Source organism: Micromonospora sp. WMMD964, assembly GCF_029581455.1.
Lineage (GTDB): Bacteria > Actinomycetota > Actinomycetes > Mycobacteriales > Micromonosporaceae > Micromonospora.
Genome location: NZ_CP120860.1, coordinates 3253995 through 3274826, shown reverse-complemented (window position 1 = coordinate 3274826; position 20832 = coordinate 3253995). Strand labels below are relative to the sequence as shown.

Below are 20832 nucleotides of genomic sequence, written 5' to 3'. Positions count from 1 at the left end.
CCAGCTCACACACCCGTGTCCTCCCGTCCCGGTCCGCGTTGTTCCGACGGGATCAGCACCGACTGTGCTCGTTTGCGCTGTATAGGACTCACATCGCTGCTAGACCCATAAGAGCAATTTGTCCGAGCAGGAGGTGGAAGGTGCCGGTTCCTGGCGTCAGTACCGTCGAAGATCCTCGGCGAACGGCTCGACCCGATCGCGGCAAGCGCGTGATCGACGTCGTCGCGGCCGTCATCCTGCTCGCACTGCTGGCGCCGGTCATCGTCACGGTGGCGCTGCTGGTCGCCGTCGGGTTGGGGCGTCCCGTGCTGTTCCGCCAGCTCCGCACGGGCCGGCACGGCGATCCGTTCGAGCTGATCAAGTTCCGCACGATGCGTGCGCCCGACCCGCGCCTCGGCCTGGTCGAGGACGGCGACCGACTGACGCCGCTCGGACGGTGGCTGCGCGCCACCAGCCTGGACGAGCTGCCCACGCTCTGGAACGTGCTGCGCGGCGAGATGAGCCTCGTCGGCCCCCGCCCGCTGCTGCCGGAGTATCTGCCCCGCTACTCGCCTCACCAGGCCCGCCGACACGAGGTACGGCCGGGTGTGACCGGCCTGGCCCAGGTGCGCGGCCGCAACGGGCTGAGCTGGGAGACGAAGTTCGACCTCGATGTCGAGTACGTCGACACCCGCAGTCTCGGACTCGACCTGACGATCCTGGCGGCGACGGTCCGCACCGTGCTGCGTCGAGAGGGGATCTCGGCAGCCGGCGTGGCCACCGCTCCGACCTTCCTCGGCACCCCGGCCGGGGCCTCCGCACCGCTGGGGACCGTCCCGACGGGGCGGCGCACCGCGGTGACGGTACGGCAGGGCGAAGGCCGATGACGGATCGAGTGCATCTCTCCCGTCCGGACGTCGGCCCACTGGAGGAGTCGTACCTCGTCGCGGCCCTGCGGTCCGGCTGGGTCGCACCCGTCGGCCCCGATCTGGACGCCTTCGAGAACGAGGTCGCCGCCCGGGTCGGCACCCGCGGCGCGGTCGCGGTCAGCTCCGGCACGGCAGCGCTGCACCTGGCGCTGCTCGGGGTGGGCGTCCAGCCGGGTGACGCCGTCGTCGTCCCGACGCTGACGTTCGTGGCCACCGCGAACGCCGTGCGCTACACCGGCGCCCGGCCGGTCTTCGTCGACTGCGACGCGCGCACCGGCAACATCGACGTGCCACTGCTGACCGAGCTGCTGCACCGGCTGCGCTCCCGCGGCGAGCGGGTCGGCGCGGTCGTGCCGGTCGACATGTTCGGCAGCTGCGCCGACTACACGACGTTGCTGCCGGTCTGCGGGGATGCGGGCGTGCCGGTCGTCGAGGACGCGGCGGAGGCGCTCGGGGCAGCAGACCACGGCCGGGCGGCCGGCTCATTCGGCCAGGTCGGCGCGCTCTCGTTCAACGGCAACAAGATCATAACGACGTCCAGTGGTGGGATGCTCGTCTCCGACGACCTGCCGCTGCTGGCCCGCGCCCGCCATCTGGCCAGCCAGGCCCGGGAGCCCGTGCCGCACTACGAGCACCGGGAGACCGGCTACAACTACCGGCTCAGCAATCTGCTGGCCGCACTGGGCCGGGCCCAGTTGGCACGGCTCGACGGGATGATCAGCCGCCGCCGCCTGCTGCGAGACCGGTACGCGAAGCTCTTCGCCTCGGTGCCGGGGGTGGAACTGGTCGGCGCCGAGGACGTCGAGTCCAACTGCTGGCTCACCGTCATCCGGGTGCGGTCGGAGCGCTCGGGTTGGCGGGCCGCTGATCTCGCCGCACACCTCGCCGCCCAGAACATCGAGACGCGGCCGGTGTGGAAGCCGATGCACCGGCAGCCCGCGTACGCCGACTTCGAGAGCCTGCTCACCGGGGCGGCCGACGATCTCTTCGCCGAGGGGCTGACCCTGCCCAGCGGCAGCGGCCTCACCGAGCGGCAGATCGCGACCGTGTTCGGCGCGATCGAAGGGTTCCTGGCCGTCCGAACGGGAGCGGTCTCCGGGTGACGCCACTGGTCATCGTGGGGTGCGGCGGCCATGGCCGGGAGGTACTGGCCATCGCACGGGCGGCCGCGGTCGCCGGCGGGCGACAGTGGGATCTGGTCGGTTTCGTCGACGACCGGCCGTCGGAGGAGAACCTCAAGCGGGTGCAGCGCCTGGAGGTGCCCTACCTGGGTGGGCTCGCGTGGCTGCGGGACGCGCCGACGGATCTCCACCACGTCATCGGGATCGGCGACCCGAAGGTGCGACGAGCCGTGGCCGCACGGGTCGACGCGTACGGCAGTCCAGCCGGAAGCCTCATCCACCCGGACGCGACGGTCGGGCCGGACACGCGCCACGGGCCCGGCCTGGTCGTCTTCGCGGGCGCCCGGATCACCACCAACGTGACGGTGGGGCGGCACGTCCATCTCAACCAGAACGCCACCGTCGGGCACGACTCGGTGCTCGCCGACTTCGTCTCGGTCAATCCGCTCGCTGCCGTCTCCGGTGAATGCCACCTGGCGGAGGGCGTGCTGGTGGGGACCACGGCGGCGGTGCTGCAGGGCCTTCGGATAGGTCGGGACAGCACCGTCGGCGCCGGCGCCTGCGTGGTGCGGGACGTGCCGGACGGCGTGGTGGTCAAGGGCGTCCCGGCGCGCTGACCTGACCGTCCGCAGTTTCCGTCACCAGCCCAGTTACTCCACGAATCATTCGATAAAAGTGTAAAAAGGATGAAGCGTCTTAAACCCCTGCTTAAGGGTGCTAATCGGTCGGAGACGGGAGCAGACATGCCGCAAGACACCGATAGGACCGAGCCTGCCGAACAACGGGTCCGTCGGGCCCGGGCGCGCCGCCGCGCCCTGGGTTTCCTCGCCACCGACACCGCGGCCTGGGTGGGCGGCTTCGTCGCCGCCGTCTGGACCCGCTACGAGTTCCACCCGCCGGCCGGACAGCTGAGCCGCGCCGCAGGCGTCGGCGGCATCGCCGCGCTGATGTACGTGGCTGTCGCCGCGGTGCGCCGGCTCCACTCGGGCCGGCACCCACTCGGCAGCCTCCAGGAGGTGCGCGGGCTCGCCGGGAACGTCGCCACCCCCATCGCCGTCCTCCTGATCGGGCTGCTGCCGTCGGCCGACCGACCGGTGCCGGCCAGCACCCCACTGATCGGCGGCTCGCTGACGCTGCTGTTGATGCTCGCCGCCCGCTCCGCGTACCGGCACCGGCACGACCTCGCGATGCGGCCCGACGTGCGCTCCGCCACGCCGGTGCTGCTGTTCGGCCTCGGCGACGCCGGTCAGGGGCTACTGCGCGCGATGCTCGGCGACCCACGCGGCCGGTACCTGCCGGTCGGCGCGCTGGACGACGACCCCGACAAGCGCAACCTGCGCTTCGGCGGCGTCCGCGTGCTGGGCGGCCGGGCGGACCTCGCCGAAGCGGTCCGCCGCACCGGCGCCACCACTGTCATCTTCTCCGTGGCCAGCGCCGACGCCGCGCTGATCCGCCAGATCCGCGAGGCCACCCTGCAGACCGGCGCCGCCTTCAAGGTGCTGCCCCCGGTCCGCGAGCTGGTCGACCATCGCATCACCGTCACCGACGTACGGGACGTGCAGATCAGTGACCTGCTGGGGCGTCGGCAGGTGGTCGGCGACCTGCCGCTGAGCGGGGACGGCCTCGCCGGTCTGCGGGTGCTGGTCACCGGCGCCGGTGGCTCGATCGGTTCGGAACTGTGCCGTCAGGTCCTGAAGGCCGACCCCGGCGAGCTGATGATGCTCGACCGCGACGAGTCCGCCCTACACGCCCTGCAGATGTCGCTGAACGGGCGGGCCATGCTCGACGGCCCCGAGCTGATCCTCGCCGACCTGCGCGACGACGAGCGTGTCCGGCGCATCATCCGGGAACGACGGCCGGACGTCATCTTCCACGCCGCGGCGCTGAAGCACCTCACGCTCCTGCAACGCAACCCCGGCGAAGCGGTGATGACGAACGTGTGGGGCACCCTCTCGGTGCTGGACGCCTGCCGCGACGTCGCCAAGTTCGTCAACATCAGCACCGACAAGGCCGCCGACCCGATCAGCGTGCTCGGCTATTCCAAGCGCATCACCGAACGGCTCACCGCGCACGCCGCGCGCCGGTTTCCCGGCACGTTCCTCAGTGTCCGCTTCGGCAACGTGCTCAGCAGCCGTGGCTCGGTGATCACCGCCTTCCAACGCCAGATCGAGGCGGGCAATCCGTTGACGGTGACCCATCCGGACGTCACCCGCTATCTGATGACGCTGGAGGAGGCGGTACGGCTGGTGCTCCAGGCCGCCGAGATCGGCCGGGACGGAGAGGCCCTCGTGCTGGACATGGGCGCGCCGGTACGCATCGCCGACCTGGCGAAGCAGATGGCCGAGCAGGCCGACAGCCGGGTGCCGATCGTCTACACCGGGCTGCGTCCCGGCGAGAAGCTCCACGAGGACCTGCTCGGCACCGGCGAGGTCGACGACCGTCCGCTGCACCCGCTCATCTCACACGTCACAGTGCCGGCGCTCGACCCGCTCGACGTGGGCGGACTCGACCCGTACGACGACGCGGAGAAGCTGATCGCCCACCTGGCGGCGCTGTGCACACCGGCGAGCACCAGGCCGGGAACGATCCACGTGCCGCTGGCCCGTTAGGGCCCACGAACTCAGCGGGCCCGGCGACCGTGGTCGCCGGGCCCGCTGCCGTCGCTCCGCTCAGCGGCGGATGCCGGCCCAGTCGTGGTGCCGGCGGACGGTGGAGAGGATGAAGTCGACCACCCGGCGGGAGGTGTCCCGAACCTGGTAGTCGACCGGGCAGGGCACCCCCTCGGCGCGGACCTGGTCGACGGTCACCCGGATCGCCTCCACCACGCCGTGCGGGTCGAGACCGGTCATGATGATGCCGCCGGCGTCCAACGCCTCCGGGCGTTCGATCGACTCCCGCAGCGTCACCGCGGCGAAGTTGAGGATCGCCGACTCCTCGCTGATCGTGCCGCTGTCTGACAGCGTGCAGAATGCCTTCGTCTGCAGGTGCACGTAGTCGAGCAGGCCGAACGGCTCGTGGAAGGCGATCCCGTCCAGCGCCTCCGCGCCGGGCGCCAACGACTCCAGCCGCTTGCGGGTCCGGGGGTGGGTGGACACGAGCACCGGGAACTGCCAGCGGTCGCGAACCGCGCGCAGGCATTCCAGCAACCGGGCCAACCGGTCCGGGCTGTCCACGTTCTCCTCGCGGTGTGCGCTGACCAGGAAGTACCGGCCCGGCGTCAGCTCCAGCTGACGCAGGATCGTCGACGCCTCGATGTCCGTCCGGTAGTGCTCGAGCACCTCGCGCATGGGGGAACCGGTGTGCAGGATCCGGCGCGGGTGCAGCCCTTCGGCCAGCAGGTTGCGCCGGGCGTGCTCGGTGTAGACGAGATTGAAGTCGGCGACGTGGTCCACCAGACGTCGGTTCGTCTCCTCCGGGACGTTCAGGTCGAAACAGCGGTTGCCGGCCTCCATGTGGTAGACCGGCACCCGCAGCCGGCGGGCCATCAGCGCGCCGATGCAGCTGTTGGTGTCGCCGAGCACGAGCAGCGCGTCCGGCCGCACCTCGGCGATGGCCTCCTCCACACCGACCAGTACGCCACCGAGCACCCGACCCAGCGTCGAGGTGTCCACCCGCAGGAACCGGTCCGGTTCCCGGATCCGCAACTCCTTGAAGAAGATCTCGGACAACGAGCTGTCCCAGTTCTGGCCGGTGTGGACCAACACGTGCTCCACCACGTCGTCCAGCCTCGCCATCACGCGCGAGAGCCGGATGATCTCCGGCCGGGTACCGACCAGCGTCATCACACGGGTCATGGCCGTCCTTTCCCTGCTGCCACCTTCGTCAGAATGTCCTCGAACTGGTCGACGCCGACCCGCACGCACATGCGCTCCTGGTAGGCCCGGCGGGCCCGCTGCCCCATGGCGACGCGGTCGGCCGCGGCCGTGTCGGCCGCCTGCCGCAGGCGATCCGCGAGCACCGCCCAGTCCCCCGGTGCGCACACCAGGCCGGCTCCGGTCGACTCCACGAGCGCGGCCGCGTCCCCGCCCAGGGCGGCGATCACCGGAGCGCCGCAGGCGAAGGCGGCCTGCAGCTTCGACGGGACGGTGCCGCGGAGCGCCGGCAGATCCCGCAGGCACACCAGCTGCCAGTCGGCCGCCGCGTACAGGTCGGCCATCTCCGTCGGCGGGCGGCGACCGACGAAACGGACGTTGTCCGCGTTCAGGTCGGTGGCGAGCCGGCGGGCCTCGTCCTCGTAGGCGCCCGACCCGACCAGCACCAGGTCCACGCGGTCCCGGACGGCGGCCGCCGCGCGGATCGCCGTGTCGACGCCCTGGAGCAGACCGAGGTTGCCGGTGAACATCACCGTGCACCGGTCGCGCCGTCCGAGCGTCGCGCGGGCCGCGTCCGTCGGTGCCACGGGCCGGAACAAATCGTCGTCGGTCCAGTTCCACACCACCCGCACCCGGCTCGGATCGGCGCCGCGTTCCACCACGAGGGCTGCCATCGCCGGTGAGATCACCACGATCGCGGCCGCCAACCGGTACGCCGTGCGCATGAGGACGTCCACACCGCCCGCCACCGCTCTTCCGGCCAGACCGGTCGGCGTCATCCCGGAGTGCAGGACCGAGTCAGGCCACATGTCCTGCACGTGCAGGACGATCGGCGTACGCCGGGCGGCCCGGACGAGCGCGGCGGCGGCGACCGCCGTGGGCGGCGGGTGGTAGACGTACGTGACGTCGACGCCACCGAGCCAGTTCGGGCCGGCGAGCGCGCTGCTCAGACCGAACGTGAGGTGGCTGGCCGCCCGGCGTAGCGCCGACGTGTCGTGGCTCGGGTACGCGGGAACCCGTCGCACCGCCACGGCCCCCTGCATCTCGACATGCCGCCAGCGTTGCCGCCAGCCCGGGTAGAGCCGCCCGTGCGGGTAGCTCGGGTAGGTGGTGAGCACCCGGACGTGGTGGCCGCGCGCGGCCAGGTGCTGCGCCAGGTTGCCCGGGATGAACACACCCTCCGGCGGATACCACTGGCTGACCAGGCCGACCCTCACGCGGCGACCACCGCGGGCTTCGGAATGCGCGTCTCCACCGGTTCCGGCCAGGTGTCCGGACGCGCCGGGTCGAACAACTCGTTGGTCCAGAACAGGGTGACCAGTTCGTCGTCACCGGTGTTGACCAGCTTGTGCACCCACATGGTGGGCATGTCGACGGCGACCGGCTCGCTCCCGGAGACCGGAAAGCGCACCACGTCGGTGTCACCGACCCGCCGCAAGCTGATCTCCGCGGTGCCACGCAACACGACGAACCGCTCCACCTTCGCCAGGTGGAAGTGCTCGCCCCGGGTCACGCCCGGGTGGCTGGTGGAGCTGAACGTCTGCCCGGCGCCACCGTGCACCTTGACCGTCTCCACCAGCTCGCCGCGAACGTCGGCGCGGCGGGGAAGTGCCAGCGGGTAGTGCGTCGGGAAACAGTGCGAACGGTAGGTGTTGAACAACCGCACGAGGTGCCGGTCGGTCAGGACCGGGATCTCGCCGGTGCGGTAGGCGGCGGCCAGCCCGGCCAGACGCTCGGCGAGCTCACGGACGCCCAGCCGGAAGGCGGGCATGGCCGGATCCCAGGAACCACCCGCCGGCACGCCGACGAGCCGGGCCGCGGCGTCGGTCACGTGTACCAGGTCGATCTCACGATCGGTGTGGACCTCCGGCTGCCCACCCTCGGCGAGCAGGCGGCAGAACGTCGCCACCGCTGAGTTGTAGTGCGGGCGGCCGTGCTCGCCGTAGAGGTTGGACAGCAGCACGTCGTCCAGCGGCAGGCGGGTGTCGGCGAGGATCCGCGCGGCGTCCGCCTTGGCGTCGCCGTACGGGGTGCCGTTGCCGGCCTGCACCGAGTTCGCGTACACGACGCAGGCCGGCGGGTCCGCGGCGACCCGCAGGCCGGCGGCGAGGTGCGCGGCGAGGCGGCGGTTGCCTTCGGCGACCTCCGTCGGATCGCCGCGGTTCACGCCGGCCAGGTGCAGCACCCGGTCGACACCGCTGACCTTGCCGCCGACGACACGAGGGTCGGCCAGGTCCGCACGCGTGATGATCACCGGCTCCGGCCAGCCGAGCGCCCGCAGGAGCACCCGCACGTGCCAACCGAGGAATCCACCGCCGCCGGTCAACGCCAGCTTCAGCACGCCAGCACCGGGTCCCGCAGGGCCAGCTCCGCGCGGACCTCGGGCAGCCGCTTCAGCAGCTCGATGATCTGCGGTACGCCCATCCGTGGCGCATTGGACGAGTTGAAGTCCTCGACGGGCGCCCCGTCCAGCTCACCCTCGGAGACGTAGAGTGCGTAGTTCAGGTCGCGGGCGTCCAGCGGCACCCGGAGGAACTCGCCGAAGTCCTCCGCCTGCGTCAGCTCCTCGCGGCTGGCCAACGTCTCGTCGAGCTTCTCGCCGTGCCGGACGCCGATGACGTCCAGCTTCGCCGGCACGTTGAACAGTTCGCAGACGGCTTCGGCCAGGTCACCGATGGTGCAGGCGGCCGCCTTGCGAATGAAGATGTCACCCGGGCGGGCGTGCTGGAAGGCATGCTCCACCAGCTCGACGGACTCGTCGAGGGACATCAGGAAGCGGGTCATCGTCGGGTCGGTGACGGTCGGCGCCCGCCCGGCCTTGATCTGCTCGATGAACAGCGGGATCACCGAGCCACGCGAATACATGACGTTGCCGTACCGGACGCAGGAGACGGTGGTGACGCTGTTCGGGTTGTTGCGGGCGTGCGCCTGCGCGACCTTCTCCATCATCGCCTTGCTCATGCCCATCGCGTTGACCGGGTAGACGGCCTTGTCCGTGCTCAGCACCACCACCGAGCCGACACCGTTGCGCTCGGCTGCCTCGACGACGTTCGCGCTGCCGAGGATGTTCGTCCGCACCGCCTCGAGCGGGAAGAACTCGCACGAGGGCACCTGCTTGAGGGCGGCCGCGTGGAACACGTGGTCGATGCCGCGGCTGGCCCGCAGCACCGAGTCGTAGTCCCGCACGTCCCCGACGTGGTAACGGACCCGTTCGTCGCCGAGGAGTCGGCGCATCTCGTCCTGCTTGGCCTCGTCCCGGCTGAACACCCTGATCTCAGCGACGTCCCGATCGAGAAGTCGGCGGACCATGGTCCGGCCGAACGAACCCGTTCCGCCGGTGATCAGGACCCGCCGTCCAGTGGTCAAAAAAGTCACTGCCGCTCCGTTCGTTACTGGTGGCTCGCGTCCAGCCGGCCGCTGCCGGCGGCGTCAATGGCCGCACTCGGCCCAACGAGCGAGCAGGATGCTTTGAAACGTCATCAAAGGGGCTAATGTCGACACACCAGGCGGGGTCAGGTGCCGGCGCCCCGAGCATCCGCGGCCAGCACGGGCTCACGCACGCCCGGGGTGGACGCGTCGGCGCCGTTGCGCCGATGCCGCCGGACCAGCAGCGCCGCGTACGCGCCGAGCAGGACGGTCAGCGCGAGTTGACCCACCCCGTACGACCAGGCGGCACCCTGTGCGCCGAACGGGCCGGCTGTCACACAGACCCCGACCAACTGCAGCGACACCGTGCCGACCGTGCAGATCCCCACCACGTTCTCGTGACCCCGGGCCTGGAGGAACGTCGCGAGCGGCTGGTTCACCACCACCACCGCGGCACCGATCGACAGCACCACCAACACGTCGGCGGACTGCCGGTAGGTGTCACCGAGCACCAGGGCGACCGCGGTGGGTGCGAGCAGGACGAGAACGGCACAGGTGACGACCGCTCCGCAGAGCAGCCAGAGGGATCTGCGTACCGCCCGCAACGCGACCCGGGAGGAGGACGCCTGCGCGATGGCCGGTGCCGCTGCGGACGAGTACGCCTGGGCGAAGAACTGGACGGGTTGGGTCCACCGGGACACCGCGCTGTAGATGCCCGCCTGCGCGCTGCCACCGGTCGCCGCGAGCAACGTGACATCCAGCGAGGTGGCGCTGACGGCCAACGAGAACCTGCCGTACCCCGCCGTCGCCCGCCAGGGTGCGGTCAGGCCGGTGGGCACCCAGCGAGGTCGGGGCGGACCGCCGAGCAGGATGCCGGCCGCGATGGCGGCGAACGCACCGCCGACCAGTGACCACCACAGCGTCGGCAGCGCGCCGACCGCGGTGGTCGTCAGGAGCACGACCGCCAGGACGAGCGCCACCAGGCGCTCCAGCAGGAGGACCGTCGCGACCTTCACCACCCGACGGGCAGCCCGCAGCGGCACCACCACGCCGTTGATCGCCGTCCGGCTGAGCAGGACCAGGCCGACCACCAAGCCGAGGCCCGGCCACGGGGTCGCCAGTGCCGCCGCCGCGATGACGAGTGCGCCGACGACGGCCACGGCGAACAGCACCCGCAGCCGGTTCCAGTAGCTCTCCTCGGTGATCCGACCGGCGGCCAGCTCCCGCACGGAGAAGGCGTTGAAGCCGAAGTCCACCACTCCGACCAACATCCCACCGACACCCATCGCCCCGGCCGCCAGGCCGAACGCTGCCGGTCCCGCCCGACTCGCCACCAGGGCGACGAGAACCGCGTACAGCGCCTGGGAGGCGGCTCCCGCGACGACCAGGATCACGGTCTGCGCCGCGAGGCCGCCACGACCGATCACGACAGGAAAGCCTCGACGAACGCGTCGCTGCCCAGATCAACCCGGGGAGCGGGCGCGGGCGTGGCGATCGCCTTCTCCATCAGCCCGGTCACAGACTCCTCGGTCAGTGGTCCGCAGAGGCTCAGCCCGAGAGGCTCAGCCCAGGCCACCAACCGGTCGGATCCCGCGACGACCACCTGCCGCCCGGCTCGGATGCCCTTGACCATCATCGAATTGGGCTGATCGCTGGAGTACGCCACCATGACACAGTCGCTCGCCTGCACCGCCCAGTTGATGGCGTGATCGGTCTGCACCCGGTCGTCCAGGATCACCGGCAGCCCCGCGGCCCGGGCCCTGCCGAGCAGCGGTTGCACCTCCGCGCGCACCGACGGATCGAGCTGCCCACACACGAACAGCGCCACCGGCCGGTCCGCCAGTCGCAGCAGGCAGCGCAGCACCAGGGGCAGGTTCTTGCGGGCCGACACCTTACCCGCCACGAGGAAGACGAACCGGTCCTCGGGGACGCCGAGCACGCCGCGCAGGGCGGTCGGGTCCTGGTCCTCCGCGTCGAAGAACACCGGGTCGGGCGCGACGGCCCGGCGGGCCTGTCGGCCCGCCACCGAGTGGTCCGACAGGTACAGCAGCCGGACCCCGGGGAGCCGTTCGGTGCGCCGCAGGATGAGATCCTTCGTCGCCAACCGGGCCCGTACCGACGGCCGGTTGTCGGTGTTCCAGCGGGGATCCTGGGTGACCAGCACGACGACCGGCGGGCCCGGCGGCCAGCCCCGCACCCCGAGCCGGATCGCGAACCGGTCGCCGTCGGGAACCAGGATCCGGGTGCAGCCGTGCTGCATCGCCTCCCGACGTACACCGCTGACGGTCAGTGACGGATCCGCCAGCGTCACCTGTCGACAGCGGTCGGCCACCTCGGCGAGATGCAGCCGATGCTCGGTGGACCGAAGGCCGGACGGGGTGAGGGCGAGCACCACGCTGTCGCCGCGGGCCAGGGCAGCGGCCGCCAGGAGGCGGACGTACATCAACCGGTGCCCCTCGTGATCCTGCGACACGATCAGTACCCGTTCAGCCATTCCCGGTGCCTCCTTCCACCCGAACGGTCAGCACTGGCGGACGGCGTCCGTCGCCGGCACCATCCACGCGTTGAAGTCGCGGCTGAACACCGTGGTGCAGGCGTCGACACCCAACCCGGGCTTGAAGCCCCAGAAGTCCAGCCGGCCGAAACCCTGCGCGGTGAGCGCGTCGTCGGCGGGACGTGTGGTCGGTCGGTCGGTGTCGTCGAGCACCACCAGCCCCGAGGGCGTCAGGTACTCCTGGGCCAGGCGGGCGCAGGTCGTCCGCGCCATCCCGTCGATGATGATCACGTCCCAGGGCGCGCCCTCCTCGACGGCCCGTACGTAGGGCGCGGCCCCGTCCGCCTCCCACCAGGTCCCGTCGCAGGGCACGTGCATGACCCGACCGTGGCGGGGTTGTGGGACGCGGCGGAACCAGTCGGCGTCGTGTTCGACGGCCACGATCTCCCGCACCCCCAGCGCGTCGGCGAACCAGGCGGTCGACGAGCCGGCACCGTACTCGAACACGCGGCGATCGGCTCCGACGTGCGTGGCGAGCCAGTGCATCGCCGCGTAGGTCAACCAGGGCCGCGGACCGCCGTCCGAGCCGCTCGGCGCCCCGCCCGAGACCGACCGGTGCCAACCCTTCGACCGCAGCGTCGACAGCACCTGCAGCGAGGTGAGCACCTCCCGCCCGCTGCGTGGTACGCCGGGGACACGCGCGCGAACCCTGTCCAGCACCGACGGACGTCTCATCGAACTCAACACCTCTCGTTCTCGTGCTCCGGCACCGGACGTGCCTCTCTCGATGTCACCCGGGCACCCATCGCCACGAGCTCGGCGGCCATGGCGGGGCCGGCGTTGAAGGCCGGGGTCGCCGGTACGCGGAGCCGGCCCAGGCTGCGCAGGTCGCGTGCCTCGACGAACACAGCAGCGAGGCGGTCGGCGTCGTCGGTGGGGAACACCCAACCGTTGTCCGTGGTGACGCGATCGGCGTGACATCCGACGACGTCGCTGACCGCGACCCGTACGCCGTTGGCCTGCGCCTCCGCGACGACGAGACCCCACGGCTCGTAACGCGACGGCAGGACGAAGAGGTCGGCCGCCGCGAAGACGGGACCGAGTTCGTCCTGCGGCAGCGCGCCCAGGACGCGGATCCGCGGATCGGCGGCAGCGGCGCGGTCGACCAGGGCCCGTTGCGGCCCCTGCCCCACGATCACCAGCCGTGCGGCGGGATCGTCGAACGCGGCGAAGGCGGACAGCAGGGTGTCCAGTCCCTTGGCCGGCGCGAGTCGCCCCACGAACAGGATGACGAGCCCGTCGCCGAGGGCGTGTCGGGTCCGCAGCGCCACGCCCTGCTCCGGGCTCGCGACGGGCGGCCTGGGCAGACCGAACGGGATCAGGTGCCGGTTGCCGAAGCCGTACTCCGCCCAGTACCTGTCGTTCTGCGCGCCGACGGTCCACACCCGGGCCCGCCGCCCGAGGATCGCCCGCAGCAGCAGCCGCTTCCCCCATCGCCGCGCGGCGGGCCGTCGGCGCTCGTCGAGCCAGTTGCTGTCGGACCGGAGCACCACCCGGGCGCCGCGCAGCCGGGCGGTGAGCACGGCGAGGACGTTCGCGAGCCGGGCGTACCCGAAGCAGCAGACGACCTTCAGGTCGGGGCGGAGCGCGGCGCGCACCAGTGTCACGCATCTCGACACCGCCCCGCCGACGACCACCTCGTGCGGATGGGCCGGCACGGCCGCACCCCAGCCACGACCAGCGTCGTCCCGGTGATAGAGAGCGTGCACATCGAGACCCGCGAGGTGCAGGTGGTCGAGCACCGGATTCCGGTACGGGGTGGGCACCTCGACGAGGAAGAGCACCTCCGCCACGACGCGTCAGCCCCTCTCCCGGACGGCGGTCCTGCCGCTCGGTACGCGGACGGCGCCCCCCTGCGACGGCGGACCGGCCACGTCGGCGAACGTGTCGGTGCGGACGAGATCGATCACACTGTGCGTGGCCTGCCGGGCCCGCCAGGCGCGGTACGCCTCGCCGGCCGCGACCCGCCTCGCGTACCGCTCGGCGACGCCGTCGGCCGCCATGCGCTCGACGACCCGGCTCAGCTCCGTGGGGGACAGCGCAGGGAGGACGACACCGCCGCCCCCGTCGAGGACGTCGGTCCACGGTGTCTCCGCCGAGCAGACCACCGGGCACGAGGCGGACAGGCTCTCGGCGATGACGTGGCCGAAGTTCTCCCCGCGGGTGGGCAGCACGAAGGCGTCGTAGCGCGTGAAGGTGGCGCGGACCTCCGTCGGAGGCACCGGACCGCGGTACCGGACCGTCACGGTGGCGGGGAGCTCGTCACACAGCCGTTGGCACTCCCGCCAGTACGACTGGTCGTCCACCGGCCCGTGGATGTCGAGACTCAGCGGCCGGCTGACAGTCGTCAGGGCCCGCAGCACCAGATCGAGATTCTTCATCGGCGTGATGCGGCTGAGGAAGACGAGTCGTAGGTGATCGTCGTCGTGCTCCACCGGCGGTGCGGGGTCCACCGGTAGCAGCGTCTGGTTCTCCCGTAACACGATCCGCGCGCCGGGCACGAGGGCGCGGATGTGCGTGACCTCGCGATCGTTCGTCGCGTGCCAGATGACGTCCCGCCGGCTGAGGAGCCGACGCCAGAGGGCCAGGAACAGCCGCTTCTTGTGCGACCGGATGTCGAGCGCCCCCGGCGAGAACTCTCCGCGCGGTGCGATGAGGATCCGCTTCGCGGAGATCAGCCCCAGGATGGTCGCCAACACCGGCAGCAACGAGAAGGTCGGCTGCCAGACGCTGTTGACGTAGAGGAGGTCGAACGGGCCGGCCGACCGCTGAGCCCGCCAGATCCGCCACCAGTGCCGTGGGCTCCGGCGGTTCAGATAGAAGACCCGGGACCGGGACCGGGTGGCCCACCGTCCGGACAGGCCCGGATACGGCGTCCGGCAACCGAGATCACGATCATTGGTGACCAGTGTCAGGCGCACGTCCGACGGCACCCCGTCGACCATGCAGACCATGGATCGCACCGGACCGCCGGCACGATAACCCGGTTCGAAGTACGCCGACGTGGCCAGCACCCGGTAGCCGTGCTCAGAGGGCACTGGACTTGAGGGCGATCGCACGGCCGGCATCTTCCCAGGTGAAGTCCGCCAGCTCACGGCCGAAGTGTCCGTACGCCGCGGTCTGCCGGTAGATCGGGCGGAGCAGGTCCAGGTCACGGACGATGGCCGCCGGCCGCAGGTCGAAGACCTCGGTGATGCTCCTGGTGATCGTCGACACGGGCACGTTCTCCGTGCCGAAGGTCTCCACCGAGAGGCTGACGGGGTGGGCCTTGCCGATGGCGTACGCGACCTGCACCTCGCAGCGCTCGGCCAGACCCGCGGCCACCACGTTCTTGGCCACCCACCGCATGGCGTAGGCCGCGGACCGGTCCACCTTGGACGGGTCCTTCCCGGAGAACGCGCCACCGCCGTGCCGGGCGTACCCGCCGTAGGTGTCGACGATGATCTTTCGCCCGGTGAGACCGGCATCGCCCATCGGACCGCCGACCTCGAACCGGCCGGTCGGGTTGACCAGCAGCCGGTATCCGTCCGTGTCCAGGTCGAGACCCTCGAGTTCCGGGGCGATGACCTGTTCCCGGATGTCCGGCGTGAGCAGCGAGTCCAACGCGATGTTCGGGGCGTGCTGGGTGGAGACGACCACCGTGTGCAGGCGGACCGGACGCATTCCCTCGTACTCGACGGTGACCTGCGTCTTGCCGTCGGGACGAAGGTAGGGGATGGCGCCGTTCTTGCGTACGGCGGCGAGTCGGCGTGCCAGTCGATGCGCGAGTGCGATCGGCAGCGGCATCAACTCGGGGGTCTCCGAGCAGGCGAAGCCGAACATCATGCCCTGGTCACCGGCACCCTGGGTGTCCAACGCGCTGGACGAACCGGACCGCACCTCGATCGCGCTGTCGACGCCCTGGGCGATGTCCGGGGACTGCTTACCGATGGAGACGCTGACCCCACAGGAGGCGCCGTCGAATCCCTTCGCCGAGGAGTCGTATCCGATATCGACGATCAGCCTGCGAACGATCTCCGGGATGTCCACCTGCGCCGTCGTCGCCACTTCGCCGGCGACGTGCACCTGGCCGGTGGTGAGAAGAGTTTCCACGGCGACCCGACTACGAGGGTCGATGGTGAGCAACGCGTCCAGGATGCCGTCGCTGATCTGGTCAGCGACCTTGTCAGGATGCCCCTCAGTGACTGACTCGGACGTGAAAAGGCGGCCTGACACAATTACTCTCCTGGGTAAGAATGTGCATTACGGCTAGCGTTGGCGCAATGGAACAAACGAGTTCCCGTACGATCAGTTACTTGGTCGGGCGGTCGATGTCGGCGCGTCACCGGCGGTGGCGGGCGATCGCCTCGAACATCGATTCCGGCTCGGTGGGACGACGGGCGAGCCACGCCGTCGCGATTACCAACATGGCCAGTACCACCAAGCGGGGCCCGGTACGGGTCATGTAGGTGAAGCCACCCACCCAGACCAGATCGAAGAGGCCGACAGCCAGGAGAACTCCGGCGACGTACCCGCCGAGCGCCCTGGGCGTGGTCAACGGCCGCGCCGATGCACGAGCCAGGAACCGGTCGATGGCGGACACCCCGAGACCGGTTACCGGAATCATCGCCGCCATGCCGACGACACCGAAATTGAACAGCCACTCGCCGTACCAGAGGGCCGCCACCGAATGGCCGGTGCCGGCCAGTCCCGGGGCGAGATAAGGCACCAGTTCGTAACCGAAGCCGACCGGCTTCTCCGGCCAGAACGCCCGGGGCACCAGGGCGACCACGGCGGCGAAGAAGGTCTCGCCCCATCCCCGGGGCAACAACCCGATGGTGTTCATCTGCCAGAGTTCGGCGAACGCCGACATCGGACTGACGGCCGAGCCGAAGCCGTCACTGTCCACATCCGAGGCCGCCCCGCCGGCGCGCAGAGCGGCGAGGAACGACAGGGCCGGTATTCCGCCGAGGATCACGATCGCCTTGGTGTAACGCCGGCGGTCGCCGTGCGCCAGAACGACGAGCAGGGCCAGCGCGAGGGACCCGAGGACGATGCGTCCGAATCCGTTGAACAGATAGAAGAAATAGACGGTGAAGGCGACCGCGCACACCGATCCGCACAGCACCTTCCACCGACCGAGCGGGCCGCGCAGCAGACCCGCCGCCAGTAACACGACGCCGACGAAGCCGATCGGCTTCGCGGTGAACTCGGTCTCGGCGTCGACCAGCGCGGCGATGACGGCGACGGCGAGGAGGAACAGCCCCAGGGTGAACGCCCACCCCGCGGTGCCCGCGTCCACTCGGGCGGCGTCGGGCCGGGCTCTGGACGGCGTGCCGTCACCCCAGAACAGCATCCAGGTGAGTACGTGGCCGAAGAAGCAGACGGCGACGGTGGTGAACAGCGGGATGCCGGGGTCGGTCGCCACGTTCTTGATGCTGTGGTAGAAGCCGCCGAACCCGACGAAGACCGCGAAGGCGAGGTTGTAGATCCCGACCGCCGTGATGCGGGTGCCGCCGTGTCGCCAGAACACCCAGGTGCCGAAGAGGATGGCGAGGAGGCTCAGGGCGATGGTGGCCTCGCGGTGCCAGTCGGTCGCCAGGGCCGGGTTGAGAACGAAGCAGGCGGCACCGGCCACCAGCCACGCGGTACCGGCGGCCAGGTTCCGCGCGAACTGGGGCACCCCGTCGGCGGGCGGACGGGCATGCGACGCCGGACGGCTGACCGGTGCGTGGATTGTCCCCATGGCAGCGGAGCGTATCGGAACAGCTACCGCTCGATGCCTGATTCACATTCTCGGCCCGCCGTTTGTGCCCGCACCCTCGACCCGGCCCTCCTCCACCCGATCGTCACCCGAGGGAGCGGCATCGACACGGCCAGCTACCTCGCACCTCTCGACCTATTGACAGCGATCACCCCCCACCAGAAGGCTCGCGCCTACAGTTCCTTCACCCAAGGAGGCGCGATGAGACCGAGACGACTGGCGATCGCCAGCGTGGTCACCCTGCTCGGCGCACTGGCGTTGACCCCGCCGGCGAGCGCGAAGCCACCGTCCGAACCGGGCGCCCGCGACGGCCTGGAGGTCTACGTCGGAACGGTCGACGCGAAACAGCGGGACCAGCTGCGCGCGGCGGGGGTCGACCTCGGCCACGACGCGAAGACGGACTCGTCCGGCAAGACGACAGTCGAGACGGTGCTCAGCCGCCGGCAGGCGAAGCGGCTGACCGACCAGGGCGTCCCGTTGTCGGTGAAGAAGGTGCGCGGCAAGGACGCGTCGCAGGCGCTGCGGGAGCAGGCGGCGGCGGGCTGGACGGCGTTCCGGCCCTACGGTGAGCCGGGCGGTCTGCGCGACGAACTGAACGCTACGGCGGCCCGCTATCCCAAGCTGACCAAGGTGGAGACGATCGGCCGCACCCAGCAGGGTCAGCCGATCGTCGCCGTGAAGGTCACCAAGAACGCGCGGAACGTCGCGGACGGGAAGCGGCCCGCCGTGCTCTACGCCGGCGCGCAGCACGCCCGCGAGTGGATCACACCGGAGATGACCCGCCGGTTGATGCACCACGTCCTGGACAGCTACGGCACCGACCAGGAGATCACGAAACTCCTGGACACGACCGAGCTGTGGTTCCTGCCGGTGGCCAACCCGGACGGTTACGACTTCACCTTCACCCCCGGCAACCGGCTGTGGCGCAAGAACCTGCGGGACAACAACGGCGACGGACAGATCACCTCCGGCGACGGCGTGGACCTCAACCGCAACTTCAGCTACAAGTGGGGGTACGACAACGAGGGATCGTCACCGGAGACGAACAGCGAGACCTACCGGGGCCCCGGCCCCAACTCGGAGCCGGAGACCAAGGCCCTGGACCAGCTGTTCAAGCGGGTCGGGTTCGAGTTCTTCGTCAACTACCACTCGGCGGCCGAGCTGCTGCTCTACGGCCTCGGCTGGCAGGTGAGCACTCCCACCCCGGATGACGAGATCTACAAGGCGATGGCCGGGGACGACGCGCACCCGGCGGTGCCCGGTTACGACCCGGACATCTCCGCCGAGCTGTACACCACCAACGGTGACACCGACAGCCACGCCACCGTCCGGTACGGCACGCTGGGCTTCACCCCGGAGATGTCCACCTGTGAGGCCGCCTCGGCGGTCGACCCGGACGACGAGTGGCGCCCGGAGGACTGCGTCAGCGGCTTCATCTTCCCCGACGACGAGACGTTGATCGCCGGCGAGGTGAACAAGAACCTGCCGTTCGCGCTGGCCGTGGCCAAGTCGGCGGCGGACCCGGACGAGCCCGTCTCGGTGGTCGGACGGAGCACCCCGGACTTCGTGGTGGACTCCTTCGACACGTCGTACGGGCGCACCCAGCAGGTCGCCGCGATCACCAGGCGGGCGCTGAAGAACGTGAAGATGCACTACACGGTCAACGGCGGGCGACCGAAGACCGTCGCGGTCCGCGAGTGGCGCGGCGGCGAGCGGTACGGCGGCACACACGACGACTACTACGCGGAGTTGCGTGGCACGGTCGGCGGCACGAAGCCGGGCGACCGGGTGGAGGTCTGGTTCACCGGCAACAAACCTCGGTCCGGGGTGGTCGCCAGCGAGCACTTCACCTACCGGGTGCACACCGACGTCGGCGGTGACGTGCTGGTCCTCGCCGCGGAGGACGTCACCGGTCTCAGCCCGGCGCAGACCGGCACCACCGCGAAGTACGCCGACGAGGTCGCGGCGTCGCTGAGCGCCGCCGGGCGCAGCAGCGACGTGTACGACTTCGACGCGATGGGCCGCAAGGCGCCACACCCGCTCGGGGTGCTGTCGCACTACACGGCCGTGGTGTGGGAGACCGGCGACGATGTGATCATGCGCTCCCCCGGCCAGGTCGCCGGCACCGCGGCCAAGGCCGCGCTGGAGACCGAGCTGGCCGTCCGGGACTACCTGAACGAGGGTGGCAAGCTCCTGGTAAGCGGCCAGTACGCGTTGTTCGCCCAGGGCGCCAACGGCTCGTACGTCTACCACCCGGACGCGCCGCCGGAGTGCACCGACGCCGACGACCCCACCTGCCTGCCGCTGCTGAACGACTTCCAGCAGTACTGGTTGGGGGCGCACACCTACGTCAGTGACGGCGGCACCTCGCCGGAGGGAGAGCCGTTCCCGGTCGCCGGCCGCGACGACGCGTTCACCGGTTTCGCGGGGCAGCTCAACGCGGACGGCTCGGCGCAGAACCAGGGGCACACCGCGTCGTTCCTGACCACGTCGAGTTTCCTGCCGCCGGACGAGTTCCCGCAGTTCGCCAGCTCCGCGCCGGTGGGCTGGACCCGACCGGGTGGCGCGCCGTTCGACCCGCGTACGGGTGAGTGGTATCTGCACAGCGGGCAGGCCGACGAGTCGTACAAGCGGCTCACCCGCACTGTGGACCTCAGCGGGGCGACCAGCGGGGAGTTGCGCTTCTTCACCTCCTACGAGATCGAGCAGAACTGGGACTTCCTCTTCGTCGAGGCGCACGAGGTGGGCAGCGACGACTGGACCACCCTGCCGGACGTCAACGGCAAGACCAGCTCGGTCACCGGGGAGAGCTGCGCCTCGGGTTGGGACGAGTTGCACCCGTTCATCGCCCATTACCAGGGCGCCGGGTGCTCCCCCACCGGAAGCACCGGAAGCTGGAACGCGGCGACCGGGACGTCGAGCGGCTGGAAGGAGTTCGTCGTCGACCTGACCCCGTACGCCGGCAAGCAGGTCGAGGTGTCGATCACGTACGCCTCGGACTGGGGCTCCCAGGGCCTCGGCGTCTTCCTGGACGACACCCGGGTGGTGGTCGACGGGTCGACGGTGGCGGAGACCTCGTTCGAGTCCGCCGATCTGGGCGGTTGGACGGTGGCCGGGCCTCCGGCCGGCTCCGGCGGCAACGCCAACGACTGGTCGCGCAGCCAGCAGGCGTTCGAGGAGGGCTCGGTGGTGGTCACCGGGGACACCGTGTACCTGGGCTTCGGGTTGGAGGGTCTCTCTCCGGCGGCCCGCGATGATCTGGTCGCCCGGTCGTTGACCCACCTCACCGGTCAACCCCGCCCCTGACGGCGGGGAGGTGCGCCGGCGG

Annotated in this window: 16 protein-coding genes; 5 read left to right on the top strand and 11 right to left on the bottom strand. The window is 70.7% G+C overall.

Annotated features, from left to right (window positions below; genetic code table 11):
• The first annotated feature begins 209 nt into the window (after window positions 1–209).
• The 4 genes from O7616_RS15170 (at window position 210) to O7616_RS15155 (ending at window position 4638) form a co-directional block, all read left to right on the top strand.
• Window positions 210–866 (top strand): sugar transferase, encoded by a 657-nt coding sequence (locus O7616_RS15170; RefSeq protein WP_282307390.1) that lies wholly within the window; start codon window positions 210–212, stop codon window positions 864–866.
• The gene (locus O7616_RS15165; RefSeq protein WP_282307388.1) at window positions 863–2011 is read left to right on the top strand and encodes an aminotransferase class I/II-fold pyridoxal phosphate-dependent enzyme; all 1149 of its coding nucleotides are present in this window, start codon (window positions 863–865) and stop codon (window positions 2009–2011) included. Before O7616_RS15170 ends, O7616_RS15165 begins: the two co-directional genes overlap by 4 nt.
• Window positions 2008–2646, top strand: coding sequence for an acetyltransferase (locus tag O7616_RS15160; protein ID WP_282307387.1), 639 nt, complete (start codon window positions 2008–2010; stop codon window positions 2644–2646). The genes O7616_RS15165 and O7616_RS15160 overlap by 4 nt, the downstream gene beginning before the upstream one ends.
• Before the next feature lie 126 nt (window positions 2647–2772).
• On the top strand, window positions 2773–4638 hold the full coding sequence (locus tag O7616_RS15155; RefSeq protein ID WP_282307385.1) for a nucleoside-diphosphate sugar epimerase/dehydratase: 1866 nt from the start codon (window positions 2773–2775) through the stop codon (window positions 4636–4638).
• Window positions 4639–4698: 60 nt separating this feature from the next.
• Here the strand turns inward: O7616_RS15155 and wecB are convergent, their stop codons facing one another.
• The 11 genes from wecB to O7616_RS15100 form a co-directional block, all read right to left on the bottom strand.
• Entirely contained in the window at window positions 4699–5823 is a 1125-nt protein-coding gene (gene wecB, locus O7616_RS15150; RefSeq protein WP_282307384.1) for a UDP-N-acetylglucosamine 2-epimerase (non-hydrolyzing), read from the bottom strand.
• On the bottom strand, window positions 5820–7058 hold the full coding sequence (locus O7616_RS15145; RefSeq protein ID WP_282307383.1) for a glycosyltransferase family 4 protein: 1239 nt from the start codon (window positions 7056–7058) through the stop codon (window positions 5820–5822). Before O7616_RS15145 ends, wecB begins: the two co-directional genes overlap by 4 nt.
• On the bottom strand, window positions 7055–8182 hold the full coding sequence (locus tag O7616_RS15140) for a capsular biosynthesis protein (RefSeq protein WP_282307382.1): 1128 nt from the start codon (window positions 8180–8182) through the stop codon (window positions 7055–7057). Before O7616_RS15140 ends, O7616_RS15145 begins: the two co-directional genes overlap by 4 nt.
• Complete coding sequence (locus O7616_RS15135; protein WP_282307381.1) at window positions 8176–9216, bottom strand: polysaccharide biosynthesis protein; 1041 nt, start codon at window positions 9214–9216, stop codon at window positions 8176–8178. Before O7616_RS15135 ends, O7616_RS15140 begins: the two co-directional genes overlap by 7 nt.
• Before the next feature lie 137 nt (window positions 9217–9353).
• The gene (locus O7616_RS15130) at window positions 9354–10634 is read right to left on the bottom strand and encodes an oligosaccharide flippase family protein (RefSeq protein WP_282307380.1); all 1281 of its coding nucleotides are present in this window, start codon (window positions 10632–10634) and stop codon (window positions 9354–9356) included.
• Window positions 10631–11701, bottom strand: coding sequence for a hypothetical protein (locus O7616_RS15125; protein ID WP_282307378.1), 1071 nt, complete (start codon window positions 11699–11701; stop codon window positions 10631–10633). The genes O7616_RS15130 and O7616_RS15125 overlap by 4 nt, the downstream gene beginning before the upstream one ends.
• 27 nt (window positions 11702–11728) lie before the next feature.
• The gene (locus tag O7616_RS15120) at window positions 11729–12436 is read right to left on the bottom strand and encodes a class I SAM-dependent methyltransferase (protein ID WP_282307377.1); all 708 of its coding nucleotides are present in this window, start codon (window positions 12434–12436) and stop codon (window positions 11729–11731) included.
• Between the two features lie 5 nt (window positions 12437–12441).
• Window positions 12442–13554, bottom strand: a complete 1113-nt coding sequence (locus O7616_RS15115) for a glycosyltransferase family 4 protein (RefSeq protein ID WP_282307376.1) — start codon at window positions 13552–13554, stop codon at window positions 12442–12444.
• A gap of 6 nt (window positions 13555–13560) precedes the next feature.
• Window positions 13561–14799, bottom strand: a complete 1239-nt coding sequence (locus tag O7616_RS15110; protein WP_282307374.1) for a glycosyltransferase — start codon at window positions 14797–14799, stop codon at window positions 13561–13563.
• A complete protein-coding gene (gene metK / locus O7616_RS15105) occupies window positions 14789–15976 on the bottom strand; it encodes a methionine adenosyltransferase (protein WP_282307373.1) in 1188 nt (395 codons plus the stop codon). The genes O7616_RS15110 and metK overlap by 11 nt, the downstream gene beginning before the upstream one ends.
• A 106-nt stretch (window positions 15977–16082) precedes the next feature.
• Entirely contained in the window at window positions 16083–17486 is a 1404-nt protein-coding gene (locus O7616_RS15100) for a hypothetical protein (RefSeq protein ID WP_282307372.1), read from the bottom strand.
• Window positions 17487–17705: 219 nt separating this feature from the next.
• Here O7616_RS15100 and O7616_RS15095 point away from each other — a divergent pair, with 219 nt between their 5' ends.
• The gene (locus O7616_RS15095; protein WP_282307371.1) at window positions 17706–20810 is read left to right on the top strand and encodes a M14 family metallopeptidase; all 3105 of its coding nucleotides are present in this window, start codon (window positions 17706–17708) and stop codon (window positions 20808–20810) included.
• Window positions 20811–20832 lie beyond the last annotated feature (22 nt).

What these genes read in the sequence shown, in the direction of transcription:
- O7616_RS15120 (WP_282307377.1), bottom strand. Translation starts at nt 12,436, where the DNA reads ATGAGACGTCCGTCGGTGCTGGACAGGGTTCGCGCGCGTGTCCCCGGC.
- O7616_RS15165 (WP_282307388.1), top strand. Translation starts at nt 863, where the DNA reads ATGACGGATCGAGTGCATCTCTCCCGTCCGGACGTCGGCCCACTGGAG.
- O7616_RS15095 (WP_282307371.1), top strand. Translation starts at nt 17,706, where the DNA reads ATGAGACCGAGACGACTGGCGATCGCCAGCGTGGTCACCCTGCTCGGC.
- wecB (WP_282307384.1), bottom strand. Translation starts at nt 5,823, where the DNA reads ATGACCCGTGTGATGACGCTGGTCGGTACCCGGCCGGAGATCATCCGG.
- O7616_RS15125 (WP_282307378.1), bottom strand. Translation starts at nt 11,701, where the DNA reads ATGGCTGAACGGGTACTGATCGTGTCGCAGGATCACGAGGGGCACCGG.
- O7616_RS15155 (WP_282307385.1), top strand. Translation starts at nt 2,773, where the DNA reads ATGCCGCAAGACACCGATAGGACCGAGCCTGCCGAACAACGGGTCCGT.
- O7616_RS15100 (WP_282307372.1), bottom strand. Translation starts at nt 17,486, where the DNA reads ATGGGGACAATCCACGCACCGGTCAGCCGTCCGGCGTCGCATGCCCGT.